Below are 15,493 nucleotides of genomic sequence, written 5' to 3' on the forward strand. Positions count from 1 at the left end.
TTATAGTAAATAAATTTATAGTAAATCAGGCCGCTTTACTCTATCGGCATCACAATATATAGTCGATTGGCATCTATTATCGTTTTTTCCTTATCGAGATATTTATGTTCAACGCTGCTTTTTGGATTGATTATATCCGTATCTGTCATCGCAAAATCATCATCGTTAAGTAAACCCAATGAGCCATCTTGTCGTAACCACAAGCCTTCAAGCTTATCATGCGGATAATCTAAGCTCGCTAGCACATCGACGACCAAGGTTTTTTTAACGGGCGTGATGTTTATATCTTCAAGCATTTGGCAGTTTTCTTCATCTAAAGCAATAAGCTGCTCAAGTGTTTGGCGATTAATGGTCAAGCCAAGCGTATCGTCCTGTTTAACACTTTCATTATTTAAAATAGTTTCAATATCTGTTGATTGCGAGATATTTATTTTATAAATTAACTTTGTTGCCGTCTCATCCTGTAGCGGAAATTTGCGATCATGCTCAATCAGATAAAACTCATGGTCACTAAGCGCCACGATACCAGAAGTGACGTGCTGTGCGTTATCTAATCGATATAAATACTGCGCTATTTGCCCCGAAACCAAATTAATCGTTACCATACGTACCAAACTAGAGCTACGCCCTGACTTATCAGGATTATCCATGGATGACTCCATGATACCGACCAGCGTGCTTTGGTCGGGCGTAATCGTTAACGCTTCCATACCGCGATTGGCACGGCGTTTGGTAAATTCTGTCGGTAACAAAATTGGCTTACCATCAACTACCATATTATTACGCTCATCACTGGCAAAAGCATTGATACGCGCAATCTCTACGCCATGGGCATCGTAATGCACAAGGTGCGGACCGTATTCATCACTGACCCAAAAGCTGCCATCTTTCAGCGCTGCCAACCCTTCAGGATCCAAACCATTAATATCGGTTTTGATAGGATTGCTCACTGCATCAAAAGGTAGGTTTGGATTGACCATTATCGGCTGCCCGTTGATATCATAAGGTACTTCATTAGTGCCGCCAAAAGCCTTTGGGTTTGGTAACCCGGAGATAGGATTGCCATTGCTATCTTTTAGAATTATTTCTTTTACTTTGATAATTTTGCCATCAGTTTGCAATTCAAACAGTCCAATAGATGGCGTATAGTTTGGTACGAGAAACTGCTTACCTTTACCAGCAATCCCGTCAAAGTCAGCATTAGGCCCACGATCGGTAAGGACATAAAATTGATTAGAATTAGTCGGATGTGCCGCAGCATCTGAACCGTAGCCACCACCACGAATCTCTAATTTTTGCTCAGGATAGGCAGCATTGATATGCGTCGCATCAAGCACGGTATAAGGTAATGGGCTGCCTTGCGGAAATTCGTTCATAGGAATGATGGCAGCATTCATATATTGCTTAGTCATTATTATTTTCCTTATTCATTTATTTTCATAGGCATATTTTTATTATTAAACAAAAAACATCGCCCGCTAAAAAGCTACTTAGATGACTACGGCCAAATCAAAGTTAAAAAAATAGCCAGCACGTAAAACGCTCACTGACTATTTTTATAAAAGATTTAAATACGCTTAAAATATGCTTAGTTAAACTTTAAGCTTATCACCTACCATGCCTTTGATTGTACTTAGAATGTCAGCGGGTAATACCACCATTTTCGCGTTATCAGACTCCGCCAACTGACGAATCGATTTGATATATTGCTCACCCAATAAGTAGACGATTGGCATCTCTTCCGTACCCATCGCCGCTGTAATCAGACGAATAGATTCTTCTGACCCTTTCGCCAACACCACTTGCGCTTCAGCATCACGGCGTGACGCTTCCAAACGACCATCGGCTTCTAAGATAGCGGCTTGCTTTTGACCATCGGCACGGGTGACGGTGGCACGGCGTAAACGCTCTGCCGCTGCCTGCTCTTCCATCGATGCTTGCATGGTCTGCGAGGGGTTAATATCTTGGATTTCTACCGTTTTTAGGGTAATACCCCAATCAGCGATATCCTCTGATATAGCATATTTCAATTTGGTTTTGATTTCATCACGGCTCGACAAAGCGCTGTCTAAATCCATCTCACCAATGATTGAACGTAAAGAGGTCTGCACCAAATTTCGAATACCGTACTCATAATCTTCGATACCATAAACCGCTTTATCAGGACGGACGATATTAATATAAGCAACGGCGTTGGCGATAATCACCACGTTGTCTCGCGTAATAACTTCTTGCGAGGGAATATCAAGCACGATATCTTTGGTGGTAACTTTATAAGCCACATTGTCGACATAAGGGATGATAAGGTTTAATCCAGGCTCTAGGGTTTGGCTATATTTACCGAGTCTCTGAACCACCCATTTATAGCCTTGTGGGACAATCCGTACGCCTTTAAATACTGTAAGTACGACCAGTACGACTAGAACCACCATAACAATACTAAAACTTCCCATGTTCCACCCCTATTATTATATTTGACTGTTTTTATTCATCATTGCTTGTGACGTCATCGTACTGACAATCAGCTCATTACCCACGATATCTGTTACCACCACTCTATCACCGACTGCCACTTGCTCTCCGCGCGTACGGCACATCCATTCAGCGGCACCGACAATCGGCACACTAAAGCGTACCATACCTGCCCTTTCAGGTTGCGGAGCAACGATAATCATACCGGTCTCACCGATAATCACACTACCGCCCAATCCCGCTTTAGTACGATCAACAGACAGAGGCTTGATAAACTTAAACCATGCCAATAAAAATATAGCTGAAAGTATCAACCAAATAATGATTTGCACGGATACAGAGATAGGTATCAACCATGAGAGGGCGGCAACGATAATAGCCGCGGCCCCAAACCAAAGGCTAGCAAACGTCGGCACAAACATCTCGACGATTAGCAACACAAAGCCTAATACCAGCCAGTGCCAAGGTTCAAGCATCCAAAGCATCTCCATTATTGTTATATTCCCTATTCTTGCCAAACTAGCTTTCAATGTAGCACATTTTGTTATCAAACAACGCCTTAAAAGTTATACGCATAAAAAAACGGCCACCGAAGTGATCGTTTTATTTATTCAACTGATTTAACTTTGCAAATAGTAAAGCTAAAAACCTAGACTTATACTAGAATTTGTAATGTGCACCAACAGTTAATAGCGCAATATCTTCAGCAACATAATCATATTCAGCTTCAATGCTCATGTTAGGATTAAAGTTATAACCTAGACCGATACCACCAGCAAGACCGCTATCGCTATCACTATCGCTAATAGAGCCTCCTAAAACGTTGCTTGCAGAAACATCAAGCTCAGCTTTAGCAAACCCTATTTTACCTTTGGCATATAAACCAGTATTAGGGAATTGATAACGGTAAGTACCGTAGGCGCCATAAGTTTTAAGGTTATATTCAGCATTAACGCCTATAACACCCGTATCAACATCAGTGTCACTAGAGCCTACATACTCAATTTCAGCACCAAAGTTAGGATCAAAGTTATAACCCGCATAGATACCGTAAGCAGTAGGATCATCTAAACCATCAGTATCTACCAGAAACTTACCAGCTTTAACACCAACATAAGGCTGACCTGCATAATTAACTGCTGCTTGTGCACTTACAGTCAGTAAAGAACCAACTACTAATGCGCTCAAAGATTTTTGTAAAGTATTCATATATTTCCCCGTTAAATAAAACTAAAATCCAATTTGGATGAATATTGCAAACCATACAAATTAGTTCAACTATTGTTTGACGCGAAATATTAACAGAATAATTTTCGTAATACTTATTTTTTAATGACGCTTAAATCACTTTTTCTTTTGCCATAAAAAAACGACCACCGAAGTGATCGTTTTTTATTTTAATTAGTATTTAACTCTTTAGTGACTAAGTTTCTACTAATTATAGAACTTAAACTTAAATTTCAATTAATTAGAATTTAAGTTGTGCACCAACGGTCATAAGATCAGCATCACTACCTAATTTGTCATATTCAGCTTCAACACTGAAGTTAGGGTTTACTGAATATCCAAGACCTATACCACCAGCTAAGCTAGTATCACTCTGAGAGATTGACTTTCTCTCAGCATCTTTAACTAGATAGTTACCTTCAATTTCAGTTTTCGCCACACCTAACTTACCTTTGGCATATAGACCAGTGTTAGGGAACTGATAGCGATAAGTACCGTATGCGCCATAAGATTTAGCGTCGATGTCACCGTTATAGTAATCAGCGTCATCTGAGCCTACGTATTCAGCTTCGATACCGAAGTTAGGATCAAAGTTGTAACCACCGTATACGCCATAAGCAGTTGGCTTATCAGCACCGTCTACGTCTAAGTCAAACTGGCCAACTTTTACGCCGACGTATGGTTGTCCAGTATAGCCGTTACCATAAGATACGGCTGCTTGTGCACCCATGCTTAGTAAAGAACCAGCTGCTAGTGCAAGTAGTGTTTTTTGTAGAGTTTTCATGTGTAGCTCCTTAAAAATTAATTGGTACAAACAAGTTATTTATTTATGTGGGCTTTTCGCCATATCGCCTTGTTTGCTAACGATGTATACATAGTAACAAACTATGTCAAAAACTCTGTCAGTGTTTAATGGTAAGAAAGTTAACTTTTGCAAGTGTTTGTCAGCCTTCGGGTTACAAAGGGCGCTATATGAAATCTTTTGTTACAACCACCGGTTTTGAGTAATACTTCCTACTCATTAGCTTTAACAGACTTTGTAAAATAAAAGAACGCACCTCGAAAGATGCGTTCTTTATTATAAAATTAACTATCAAATAAACATTGATTTAAGCAATCATATTACTTTTTATCTTCGTCAACTTCAGTGAACTCAGCATCAACCACATCGTCGTCTGCTTGATTGCTTTCGCTTGCATTATCCGCACCTTGTTGGAACTGGTTTGGATCCATACCTTCAGCGCTAGCGCCTGCATCCGCATAAATCTTCTGGCTGACTGGCAAGAAGGCATTGTCTAATGCTTCAAGCTTGGCTTTGATGTCGTCGTGGTCGTCTTCTTTAGCAGCTGCTTCAAGCTCAGAGATAGCCGTCTCTACTGATGATTTTTCATCATCAGATACTTTATCTGCGGCTTCTTTTAACGCTTTTTGTACCGCATGGATACGACCATCTGCTTCGTTACGCACTTGCGCAAGGTTAGCAAACTTTTCATCTTCAGCGGCGTTCGCTTCAGCATCACGTACCATTTGTTCAACTTCTTCATCCGACAAACCAGAATCCGCTTTAATCTGGATACTTTGTGCTTTGCCCGTACCTTTGTCAGTAGCTGAGATATTCATGATACCGTCAGCGTTGATGTCAAAGGTAACTTCGATTTGTGGTAGACCACGTGGTGCTGGTGGAATATCCGTCAAGTCAAAGCGACCAAGCTGTTTATTTTGGTTAGCGATTTTACGCTCACCTTGATAAACCTGAATCGTTACGGCTGGCTGGTTGTCTTCTGCCGTTGAGAATACCTGTGATTTCTTGGTAGGAATCATGGTGTTTTTCTCAATAACGGGCGTCATAACACCACCCATTGTTTCGATACCTAGCGTCAATGGCGTCACATCAAGCAATAGCACGTCGGTTTTGTCACCAGACAATACTGCACCTTGAATCGCAGCACCAGCGGCAACCGCTTCATCGGGGTTGACATCTTTACGTGGCTCTTGACCAAAGAACTCTTGTACTTTTTGCTGTACTAGAGGCATACGAGTCTGACCACCAACTAAAATGACATCATCGATATCGCCGATTTTTAGACCAGCATCTTCAAGAGCAATTTTACAAGGACCCATAGTACGTTGTACTAGCTCTTCGGTTAAGCTTTCAAGTTTTGAGCGGCTAATAGTCACTACCAAATGCTTAGGACCACTGCTATCAGCAGTAATATATGGCAAGTTCACTTCAGTACTTTGGGCACTTGATAGCTCAATTTTCGCTTTCTCTGCGGCTTCTTTTAGACGCTGCATCGCAAGCGAGTCACCTTTTAGGTTAACGTCTTGGTCTTTTTTAAACTCGCTGACTAAAAAGTCAATTAACGCTGAGTCAAAGTCTTCACCACCAAGGAATGTATCACCATTGGTCGCTAGTACTTCAAACTGCTGCTCGCCATCAACGTCAGCGATTTCGATGATTGATACGTCAAAAGTACCACCACCTAAGTCATACACAGCAACAGTGCTATCGCCTTGCTTTTTATCCATACCATAAGCAAGTGCTGCAGCTGTTGGCTCGTTAATAATACGTTTTACATCAAGACCGGCAATTTTACCCGCATCTTTCGTTGCTTGACGCTGTGAGTCATTAAAGTAAGCAGGTACGGTTACGACTGCTTCAGTCACCGCTTCACCAAGATAGTCTTCTGCTGTTTTTTTCATTTTTTTCAAGATTTCAGCAGAAACCTGTGGTGGCGCTAATTTTTTGCCGTTGATTTCTACCCACGCATCACCGTTATCGGCTTTGGCGATTTTATAAGGCACCATGCCGATGTCTTTTTGTACGACTTTGTCATCAAAACGACGACCAATCAAACGCTTAATAGCAAATAGCGTGTTGTTTGGGTTGGTGACCGCTTGACGCTTCGCTGACTGACCAACAAGGATCTCGTCATCTTTATAAGCGACAATCGATGGTGTGGTACGAGTACCTTCAGCGTTTTCGATGATTTTAACTTTATCACCTTCCATCACTGCCACACATGAGTTAGTTGTACCTAAATCAATACCAATTACTTTACCCATAATTAATTACTCCTAATGTATTTTTAAACAAAAATATCTATATCATCAGACCCTAGACTATGAAAACTATCGACATCTAGTCGGTCACTTGTTGCTTTATATCGGTTTGAGGCTTCGTTTTTTCAAGTCAATTCACAGCTAAATATTGCCTTTTGTGTGATTTTTTGTGTAAAACCTCATTAATAACAAGGTTTAGTACAGTTAAAGACTTATTTTTTAAATACTAACCTCAAAAATCTTAGACTTTGAATACTATTGTCCAACGCGTACCATTGCAGGGCGCAATAGACGACCGTTTAAGCTATAGCCTTTTTGCAGAACTGTACCGACAGTATCAGCTGGTGCCTCGGCATCGATACCGACCGCTTCATGCAAATCAGCGTTGAATTTCTCGCCTTGTGGGTCGACCATTTCGATACCGTTCTTATTTAATACGTCCAATAACGCTTTGTGCGTCAATCTTACCCCTTCAGTGACAGGGTCATCGGCATGGGCACTTTCGATGGCGCGTTCTAAATTATCGACCACTTCTAACAGCTCTTTGGCAAATTTCTGTAAGGCAAAACGCTTACTCTTATCCGCTTCTTGTTCCATACGTTTTTGCGCATTGTAAGTTTCGGCATTGGCACGTGCAGTATGCTCTTTAGCTTGTTTAACTTCGCCTTCTAATTCGGCGATACGAGCTTTAAACGCGTCTAAATCAATATCGTTTTCAATCGTGCTCTCTGCGCCTGAGTTATTTTTTGGGTCAAACTCCTGCAATGTTTCATTCAAAATACTGTCGTCGTGTTCCACATTATCGTGTGAGACATTGTCATGTTGCATATTTTGCTCATTAGATTCGTGGTTATTATTCTGCTCGCTCATGATAGCTCCTTAATAGGGATATAATTATTAATGGGGTTGTTGACTTAATAATGCTGGATTAAAAAAAACAATAAACCGGCTAATGGCTAGCCAAACTGTGTTTCTCTCCATTGCTTATGCTTAGCTTATGCTTATTTAATAGATTTATCGGCTTTTAACAATCATCTAGCCATTATCACTCACTTTTTTATAAATCACGGATTTTTAGCAATCGCTTTCTTAACCTCTTCTGATAGCTGCTTGATAAAGGTGATGAGGGCAAATTTCAAGCCTAAACTGAGGAATTTTTCTTGATATTGATGAATATCAGAATAATAGCAGGCTACATTGCTTAAAATAGCATTATTAAGTTTACGCAGGTTGTCAATAAGTGGTTAATTTGACTAACAAAACCTACAAAAAAGTGGCAGTTATTCCAAATAACTTACTATTAACGTTCAAACTATTACCAAATAACACTCAACTTTATTTCTGCATATTTTATGATTACTATAAATATTATTTAGCGTTTATAGGAGGTGTTATGCCTTATTCAAATACATTATCAGTCAACACCTTACTTAATAAAGCAGTGAGAACACTGAACTTACCTACTTTGGGGCAGGAAAAGTCTGCAAGCGCATTTGATGACGTGTCAAATAACGCGGCAAACCATAATGAATTAGATAATTTACAAACAGAAATTGTAGCCAGTGCTCAAACTAAGCCATTACCTATTAGAGATAAAATCCTTCATCACAACCTAATGACGACGTATCAGCCGCATCTATTGCATTATGCGATGAAAGGTATCGGTTGCTTACCAGAGGCAGTATTAGAAAGCCTAGTCGGTTATTTACATGGACCGACCGCTAAGCAATATGAGCACGTTGATGCGCATCTGCGCTTAATACTTGCGGTTAATAGCAAGCTGAAAACGCCGTTACAACTTGCAGAAATGGTCGAGCTGCGTAAACGATTTGCTGCTGACGCCGTTGCGATGCAAGCGCCAAAAGCATGGCAACAAGCAAGCTCTACTCTATTTAGCAGTATAAAACCCTTTGCTACAAAAGATATAAATTCTGTCAATTGGCAAGACAAAACCATTGCCAATGCCGATGATGGTGATATGACTATTCGTTGCTATCAAAAGCAATTAAACGCCTCGAGCTTTAGTTTTAAAAAGAAAGCCAAACGCAATCCTGACCAAACCGTGATGTTGTTTTTTCATGGCGGTGGATTTTGTATCGGAGATGTCGACACTCATCATGAATTTTGCCATGCCGTCTGTGAGCAAACAGGCTGGCCGGTCGTCAGTGTTGATTATCGTTTGGCACCTGAATTTCCTGCTCCGACAGCACTAAGAGATTGCATTGCCGCTTATGGATGGTTGGCTGAAAACTGCCAAACGCTTGGCGCTTTGCCTTCACGTATCGTATTAGCAGGTGATAGTGCGGGCGGCGGATTATCGACCATGGTTGCCCAACAAGTCATCAGCCCGACTGCAGAAGCTTGGCATGATTTGGGTGCTGATGGTCAAAAAACTTTTGAGCTATTGCAGCGCCTGCCAAATCCCATGGCGCAAATGCCTTTATACCCTGTGACCGATATCGAAAATGACTATCCAAGTTGGGAGTTATATGGCGAAGGTTTATTATTAGACCACGCCGATGTGGCAGTATTCGATGCTGCGTGTTTGGAAAACAGTCCGCTACCACGCCAGCATATCCTGACTTCACCTATGCTCGGTGACAATAGCCAAGTCTGCCCTACCTATGTCGTTGCGGCAGAATTAGACGTCTTGCGTGATGAAGCTTTTGCCTATGCTAAGCAGTTAGAGAGCTATGGTGTCGCTGTTCAAACTTATACAGTCTATGGCGCGCCGCATGGTTTTATCCACTTTATGAGCGTGCATCAAAGGCTTGGAGAAGAAGTTCATTATATTATCGATGATTTTGCCAGCTTTGTACGTGAGGTTATCAGCACACAAGCATTATTAGCAGCATGATTAACTAAATAATAGCCATGAGTGATTGCTAAACATGGTTTAAAGTTAAGTTTGGTGGGCAGTTGAACAGGATAGAAAATAGAAAAATCAATTATGAATGGGCTGATTGCTATCAAACTGACTATTATGAGTCAGCTTTACCGGTCAAAGTAATTAGCCAAATCTCAGAACGTGACCCTAAACGAAACGGTATACCCCAAAACCCATAACCTGAAGACACTACAAAGTGGCCTGTACCGATTTCTTCATAGCCATGACCTAAACGATTAATAGCATTGACGATAAAATTGGCCGGAAAAATTTGACCGTTGTGGGTATGTCCAGAAACCTGTAAGTCTATTGGTAACTGGCTATGTACCATAATATCGCTCGGTCTGTGATCTAACAGAATGACTGGCTCAGTCGTATTAATTTGAGCTAGCAGCTCGGTTGTCGCTACACGCTGGCGTTTATGATTATCAAAACGTCCTAGCAGCCAAATAGGCTGGCCTTGATACGACAGGCAAGTCACGTCATCGTTGAGCAACTGCACGCCAGCATCTTGTAAAGCCTCACTAATCGGCTGCTCGTGACCATATAAATCATGATTGCCTAATGTCGCATAGATGCCGTACGGTAAGCTGTTGATCAGTTTTGCTAAATCTTCTGCCATATTACAATCAGTGAATGCTTGCGTATTGTCATCCATAATATCACCCGGCATTAGTAATATATCTGCTTGATGACGATTGATAAGAGCGTGCAATCTTGCAATAGCTTTATTGCCAAATAAGCGACCCAAATGCAAATCACTAGCTACCGCAATGCGCAGCGGATGGTTAAGTGGTTTATTAATCTTAATAGATAGCTTGCGCACCACTGGCACATAAGCGCTATATAAACTATAAATAAATAGCCCTATAAAAAATAGCAGCGCAAAAATTCGTAAGCCAATAGCGAGAATTTCTGAATCATAAAATGCACTACTAGATAACTCACTTAAAAGCCAAAGCCCTGCATACAATAGACTGGTAGATAATGCAGTCAGCATCATAAAATGCATCACCAACATCCAAGCACTTATCCAGCGATAACTATTAGCAAATAACTTTATGACGGTAAGCAGCAACAGGCTATTGGTAATCGCAAAAACCATTATCCATGGAACGGTATGTAATGCAGGATGGCTCCAAGGCTGTAGCCACCATTCTAAACTCAGTGCCGCACCGAAACTAAATAGCTGTAGCAGCACAATAATGGTAATAATAAATGCGTAGCGCATAACCAATCCTAGCAGTGCTATGTGATGTTAATTAGTGATAGATAGCGCTTGTACTTGTAAATTAGCACTCTCTTAGTAGCTTTTTTTCTAATTACTGTGCTGTTTATTTTGCCGCCTATTTTGTAGACTGTAAGGTAATCATCCATATCTCAGAACGCGTACCCAATCTAAATGGCACCGCACCAATACCATAACCTGAAGTCACCAAAAACTGCGTACCTTCAACATGTTTGGCACCATAAACCAGTGGCGTAAACCATTTTAGCAATATTGTTAAAGGAAATATCTGCCCGCCATGCGTATGCCCTGATAGATGTAAATCAATCGGTAAACCTTTTATTTGTGCTAAGTCAGCCGGGCTGTGCTCTAAAAATATCACCGGTTTATCAGCCTTCACTTCAGTAAGTAAATCTGTCGCGGCAGGGCGTGCAGGATCTGTCTCATCTGAACGACCGATTAATAACACCGAATCATCCAACCAGACGCTTTTATTGTCAATCACCTGAATACCTGCCCGCTCTACTGCTTTGGCAATGGCGACTTCATTACCAGAATAATCATGATTGCCCAAAGTGGCATAAACACCTAGCGGCGCTGTTAATTTTGATAAATGCTCATGCATATTGGTATCGTCATAAGCGTCAGTGGAGTCATTCATGACATCGCCTGCAATCACCACCACATCTGGATTTTGGGCATCAATTAACTTGACCATCTTATCTATCTGCCGATTGCCAAACCATCTGCCTAAATGCGTGTCAGACACTAACGCAATTTGCATTTGTTTCTTAAGTGGCTTATCTGTCGTTACTTGCAGTCGATGCACAACAGGTGAATAGGCATTAAATACTGCTACACCCACAATACCAACATAAACCACAGCAGCAACGGCTCTAATGAGCATTGGATGATATTTTTGCTTAAGGATATAAACATAAACCAAGGTAATGACAGCGGTTATTAAAACTGCATAGAACATAAAACCTTGCAAAATGCTGACAACTAAATAGACATGAAAACGCTCGTGCCAAAACTCACTCAATCCGTAGAGCAGAAAAGCATTATTGATAATAAAAACGCTTAAGACTAAGCCGAATTTGACCAAGCGCTGTTTTGGTTTGATAAACCAGTACAATATCACGCTACTCACCATCGCGAGCATCTGGGTAAGTATAATAAAAGTCCACATAATAAAATAGAATCAGCCAAAGACGGGCTTATAGTACGTCAATATTCTTACCTGTTGTAGACAGCATAATTATTTATTGAAACTTGATAAAGGCTATAAAAGAATATTGTCAAAAGATATTTTATCTTAAGGAGTGGATTGTTTCATGTGAAACAATCCATCAGATAAGTTTATACTTGCTGCTCTAAAGCCTGCTTAAGGGTTGGCCGTTTGAATTTAAAGCCTGCATTGAGTAACGCTTGTGGCAATACCTTTTGCCCGTCAACGAGCAAGGTCGACATCTCACCAAACATTAACTTCAATAAAAATTTTGGTAAAGTAAAAAACGTCGGACGATGCAGCCACGCGCCAAGCGTCTTGGTAAAAGTATAATTAGTCACAGGGTTGGGCGCGGTTAAGTTATAAACCACGGCTGGCGTATCATTTGCTGTGTTTAAAGTATTGCCTGTATTATTTAAATGAGCTTGCTGCTGACCAGTAAGGTGCTGCTCTATAATAAAAATAGCCGCCCTTACCCAATCTTCACGGCTGATCCAACTCATGATTTGCTTACCATCAGCCAATTGACCGCCAATGCCCATCTTAAAAGGTGTTAATAATTTACTAACCATACCACCCTCAGGATGGATAACGACACCGGTGCGCACGATGGCCACAGGAACGCCATAATCGGTGGCTTTTAATGCCAACTGTTCCCAATCGTCACATAATTTATGCGAAAAATCAGTGTTAAAGTCGCTGCTCTCAATTAAGGGCTTATCACCTTGAGCGCCATACCAGCCAATCGCTGAACCGCTAACTAACAGCTTAGGTTTAGTACTACTGCGCGCTATAAAAGCAAATAGCGCCTCGGTAGGCTGTACACGGCTGGCAAGCAGTTGCTCTTTACGTGCATCGCTCCAACGCTTATCTGCAATCCCTGCGCCCGCTAGATTTAAAATAACATCAAAGCTTTTATCGGAGGTCGTCAGCTCATCATAAGTCATCATCTTGATATCGACAGGATGTGGCTGACTACTATCACGGGTCAGCCACGTAATCTGCACTTCCTTATTCTCACTTCGATAGCGCTTGATCAGGGCTTCACTAAACGCGCTACCTAAAAATCCTGAACCACCACTGATTAGAATATTCATTGGTTATTGTCCTTATATTTATCCTACCTTCTTATCAGTGTGACAAAAAACCTCCCACAAAAACAAGAGGTTAATTGTAGGTATAAGGCTTAGAGCAGGATTGGGTATAGATATAGGATTTAGCAGTATCAGAGATTAAAATAGCCTATGATAAAAGGTAAAAAGGATAAGGTAACTTACTGGCAGTTGGCGGCTATTATAAAAAATCAATAAGACGTAAAAGTGGACTAACGAATCACTTGTCCCGTTAGCGCATCACTGATTTGACTAGGTAATAAATAGCCAAGCGTCTCGCCCTTTAAATAGCCGACTTGTTCATTTCTACTTATATTAGCTGAGGATTTGGCATCGGTTTTTTGATTAGAATTGACATTATTATCATGGCTTAGAAAATAAGTCTGCGCTTCTGCTAATGACAAAGCAGGCGGCTGACCAGAAGGGTTGCAGCTAGTCGAGACGACAAAACCATAAGGGTTTTGGGCAGAAATTACTTGTTGACACAGCTGCTGCACCAAAGGATGGTCGATAACCCGCATCGCCACACTGTTATGAGCGCCGGTTATCCATGCGGGAATAGGAACAGGCAGGTCTGGCGCTAACGGCAACAACCAAGTATGTGCCTGCTTAGTGTCAGCATTAGCATTAGAGTCGTTACGCCAGCTGTCTAATACTAACTGGCGTTGCTTATCACTTAGATAGTCTAACAATGCTGTTAGTCGGGTGGCGCTATCGGTGACCACTATCATGCCTTTCTCTATCGGTCGCTGTTTGATGGCCAAAAGCTGCTGTACTGCTTGTTGATTAAAGGGATCGCAGCCGATACCCCAAACGCTTTCGGTTGGATAAGCAAGCAGCTGTCCGTCTTGAAGCCAACGCGCAGCTTGAATGACAGAATCGGTACTGAGTGGTTTAGATGTAGACATAATGGAAAGAGATAGAAAAAGGTGAGAGGATATAATACAACTTTAATGATAAGCAAAATAGGACGTTTAGAGATTTATCAGAATCGCCTTAAATCTAAAACAACATTACACGCGCAAATAACGCCCACCTTGCACACTGATAACCCCTAATAATTCAAGCTCCATAAGTTGCCCAATCAATTGCGGTGGTGTCAGGTTAGTAGTGATTAATAGTGCATCCAAATCTTGCCCATGCCAGTCAAGCTGCTCATAAACCTGTGTTAAATGCTCGGGAATAACGATAGCATTGGAAGGAGATTTGATATTAGACCGTGGCGACTGGCCAATAGCGGCGATAGAAGTTCCATCGATATCTAGAGAATCAGAGCTTTGGCTAACGTTTGCTTGGTCAACACTAGGTTCAGCATTGGCCGACGACTTGTAGGTATGGTTTTGATATTCCAACTGACTATTGATATCTTCAAGGACTTGCTGTGGATGGTAAATTAAGGTTGCGCCCTCACGTATCAAGTGATGACAGCCTTCGGCATTGCTATTATCGATATGACTTGGAATCGCAAAGACTTGCTTACCTTGCTCAGAGGTTAGGCGCGCAGTAATGAGCGAACCACTTTTGATAGTCGCTTCGGTGACAATGGTAGCGAGGCTAAGTCCTGCAACTAGGCGATTACGGCGCGGAAAGGTATGCTTATGTGGCAGTGTATGCGGTAACAGCTCGCTAATAATGCAACCACCTTGGTCGATAATTTGACTAAATAATTTATCATGATGATTGGGATAATTGACATCAATGCCTGTACCCATCACGCCGACTGTACGACCTTGATACTCCGCATCAACTTGGGTCAAAGCACCTAGGTGTGCGCGCTTATCGACGCCCATAGCAACGCCGCTAGTGATAATATAACCGGCTTGCGCTAAATATTGCGCCATATCAAAGGTAATTTTCTGTGCGTGGGCAGTAGGTTTACGGCTACCAACGATGGCGATTTGCGCTTGCTGCAAACGCGCTTTATCGCCGCGATAAAATAATAAGGGCGGTGGGTCATAGATTTGCGAGAGTTGTGCAGGATAGTCGGGCTGATTTGCAAATAGCAGACCGTACTTATTATCTAGCAATGCCTGTTGGATACTATCTATAGTGGCTTGCGTTTGCTCTGGCTGTTCATGACGTTTGATATGCGTACTATGAATACCAAGCTGACGCCACGCTTCTACTTTCGCACCCCAAGCAAGATCTGCATTGCCAAAAAAGGTGATAAGCTTATGATAAGCCGATAATGACGCATTCACTTCAGTCCACAGCGCTAATACTGCGCGCTGCTCAGCGGATAATAGAGAAGTGACTGCGGTCATAATCATCTA

At 41.5% G+C, this 15,493-nt stretch carries 13 protein-coding genes; 1 reads left to right on the plus strand and 12 read right to left on the minus strand.

Translation table 11 applies throughout. From position 1 onward, the window contains the following. Positions 1–35 precede the first annotated feature (35 nt). From JMW39_RS06700 to grpE, 7 genes are all read right to left on the minus strand, one after another. Positions 36–1,412 carry an esterase-like activity of phytase family protein gene (locus JMW39_RS06700; protein WP_201545033.1) on the minus strand — a complete coding sequence of 459 codons (1,377 nt, stop codon included), beginning with the start codon at positions 1,410–1,412 and terminating at the stop codon, positions 36–38. A gap of 180 nt (positions 1,413–1,592) precedes the next feature. Beyond that, complete coding sequence (locus tag JMW39_RS06705; RefSeq protein ID WP_201545035.1) at positions 1,593–2,453, minus strand: SPFH domain-containing protein; 861 nt, start codon at positions 2,451–2,453, stop codon at positions 1,593–1,595. Positions 2,454–2,468: 15 nt separating this feature from the next. Then, the gene (locus tag JMW39_RS06710; RefSeq protein ID WP_201545037.1) at positions 2,469–2,948 is read right to left on the minus strand and encodes an NfeD family protein; all 480 of its coding nucleotides are present in this window, start codon (positions 2,946–2,948) and stop codon (positions 2,469–2,471) included. A gap of 184 nt (positions 2,949–3,132) precedes the next feature. Continuing rightward, positions 3,133–3,681: a porin family protein gene (locus tag JMW39_RS06715; RefSeq protein WP_201545039.1), complete on the minus strand. Its 549-nt coding sequence runs from the start codon at positions 3,679–3,681 to the stop codon at positions 3,133–3,135. Between the two features lie 259 nt (positions 3,682–3,940). Beyond that, the gene (locus JMW39_RS06720; RefSeq protein WP_201545041.1) at positions 3,941–4,483 is read right to left on the minus strand and encodes a porin family protein; all 543 of its coding nucleotides are present in this window, start codon (positions 4,481–4,483) and stop codon (positions 3,941–3,943) included. Positions 4,484–4,821: 338 nt separating this feature from the next. Next, positions 4,822–6,765, minus strand: a complete 1,944-nt coding sequence (gene dnaK / locus JMW39_RS06725; protein WP_201545044.1) for a molecular chaperone DnaK — start codon at positions 6,763–6,765, stop codon at positions 4,822–4,824. Between the two features lie 252 nt (positions 6,766–7,017). Then, entirely contained in the window at positions 7,018–7,632 is a 615-nt protein-coding gene (grpE, locus tag JMW39_RS06730; protein ID WP_201545045.1) for a nucleotide exchange factor GrpE, read from the minus strand. Between the two features lie 523 nt (positions 7,633–8,155). Between grpE and JMW39_RS06735 the strand changes: the two genes are divergently transcribed. Beyond that, positions 8,156–9,619: an alpha/beta hydrolase gene (locus JMW39_RS06735; RefSeq protein ID WP_201545047.1), complete on the plus strand. Its 1,464-nt coding sequence runs from the start codon at positions 8,156–8,158 to the stop codon at positions 9,617–9,619. A 124-nt stretch (positions 9,620–9,743) separates the two neighbouring features. On the opposite strand, the gene JMW39_RS06740 is transcribed toward JMW39_RS06735, so the two are convergent. The 5 genes from JMW39_RS06740 to dprA all read right to left on the minus strand — a co-directional run bounded on the left by JMW39_RS06740 (position 9,744) and on the right by dprA (position 15,484). Then, the gene (locus JMW39_RS06740) at positions 9,744–10,880 is read right to left on the minus strand and encodes a metallophosphoesterase (RefSeq protein ID WP_201545049.1); all 1,137 of its coding nucleotides are present in this window, start codon (positions 10,878–10,880) and stop codon (positions 9,744–9,746) included. 115 nt (positions 10,881–10,995) lie between these two features. Beyond that, on the minus strand, positions 10,996–12,069 hold the full coding sequence (locus tag JMW39_RS06745) for a metallophosphoesterase (protein WP_201545051.1): 1,074 nt from the start codon (positions 12,067–12,069) through the stop codon (positions 10,996–10,998). A gap of 170 nt (positions 12,070–12,239) precedes the next feature. Then, a complete protein-coding gene (locus JMW39_RS06750) occupies positions 12,240–13,205 on the minus strand; it encodes an epimerase (protein ID WP_201545053.1) in 966 nt (321 codons plus the stop codon). 227 nt (positions 13,206–13,432) lie between these two features. Next, on the minus strand, positions 13,433–14,128 hold the full coding sequence (locus JMW39_RS06755) for an L-threonylcarbamoyladenylate synthase (protein WP_201545058.1): 696 nt from the start codon (positions 14,126–14,128) through the stop codon (positions 13,433–13,435). A gap of 105 nt (positions 14,129–14,233) precedes the next feature. Then, positions 14,234–15,484 carry a DNA-processing protein DprA gene (dprA, locus tag JMW39_RS06760; RefSeq protein ID WP_201545063.1) on the minus strand — a complete coding sequence of 417 codons (1,251 nt, stop codon included), beginning with the start codon at positions 15,482–15,484 and terminating at the stop codon, positions 14,234–14,236. Positions 15,485–15,493 lie beyond the last annotated feature (9 nt).

Origin of the sequence: Psychrobacter immobilis, assembly GCF_904846175.1 — a bacterium.
Taxonomy (GTDB): domain Bacteria; phylum Pseudomonadota; class Gammaproteobacteria; order Pseudomonadales; family Moraxellaceae; genus Psychrobacter; species Psychrobacter immobilis_E.

Coding starts and splice junctions, on each gene's coding strand:
- JMW39_RS06700 (WP_201545033.1), bottom strand. CDS start 1,412: ATGACTAAGCAATATATGAATGCTGCCATCATTCCTATGAACGAATTT.
- JMW39_RS06705 (WP_201545035.1), bottom strand. CDS start 2,453: ATGGGAAGTTTTAGTATTGTTATGGTGGTTCTAGTCGTACTGGTCGTA.
- JMW39_RS06710 (WP_201545037.1), bottom strand. CDS start 2,948: ATGCTTGAACCTTGGCACTGGCTGGTATTAGGCTTTGTGTTGCTAATC.
- JMW39_RS06715 (WP_201545039.1), bottom strand. CDS start 3,681: ATGAATACTTTACAAAAATCTTTGAGCGCATTAGTAGTTGGTTCTTTA.
- JMW39_RS06720 (WP_201545041.1), bottom strand. CDS start 4,483: ATGAAAACTCTACAAAAAACACTACTTGCACTAGCAGCTGGTTCTTTA.
- dnaK (WP_201545044.1), bottom strand. CDS start 6,765: ATGGGTAAAGTAATTGGTATTGATTTAGGTACAACTAACTCATGTGTG.
- grpE (WP_201545045.1), bottom strand. CDS start 7,632: ATGAGCGAGCAGAATAATAACCACGAATCTAATGAGCAAAATATGCAA.
- JMW39_RS06735 (WP_201545047.1), top strand. CDS start 8,156: ATGCCTTATTCAAATACATTATCAGTCAACACCTTACTTAATAAAGCA.
- JMW39_RS06740 (WP_201545049.1), bottom strand. CDS start 10,880: ATGCGCTACGCATTTATTATTACCATTATTGTGCTGCTACAGCTATTT.
- JMW39_RS06745 (WP_201545051.1), bottom strand. CDS start 12,069: ATGTGGACTTTTATTATACTTACCCAGATGCTCGCGATGGTGAGTAGC.
- JMW39_RS06750 (WP_201545053.1), bottom strand. CDS start 13,205: ATGAATATTCTAATCAGTGGTGGTTCAGGATTTTTAGGTAGCGCGTTT.
- JMW39_RS06755 (WP_201545058.1), bottom strand. CDS start 14,128: ATGTCTACATCTAAACCACTCAGTACCGATTCTGTCATTCAAGCTGCG.
- dprA (WP_201545063.1), bottom strand. CDS start 15,484: ATGACCGCAGTCACTTCTCTATTATCCGCTGAGCAGCGCGCAGTATTA.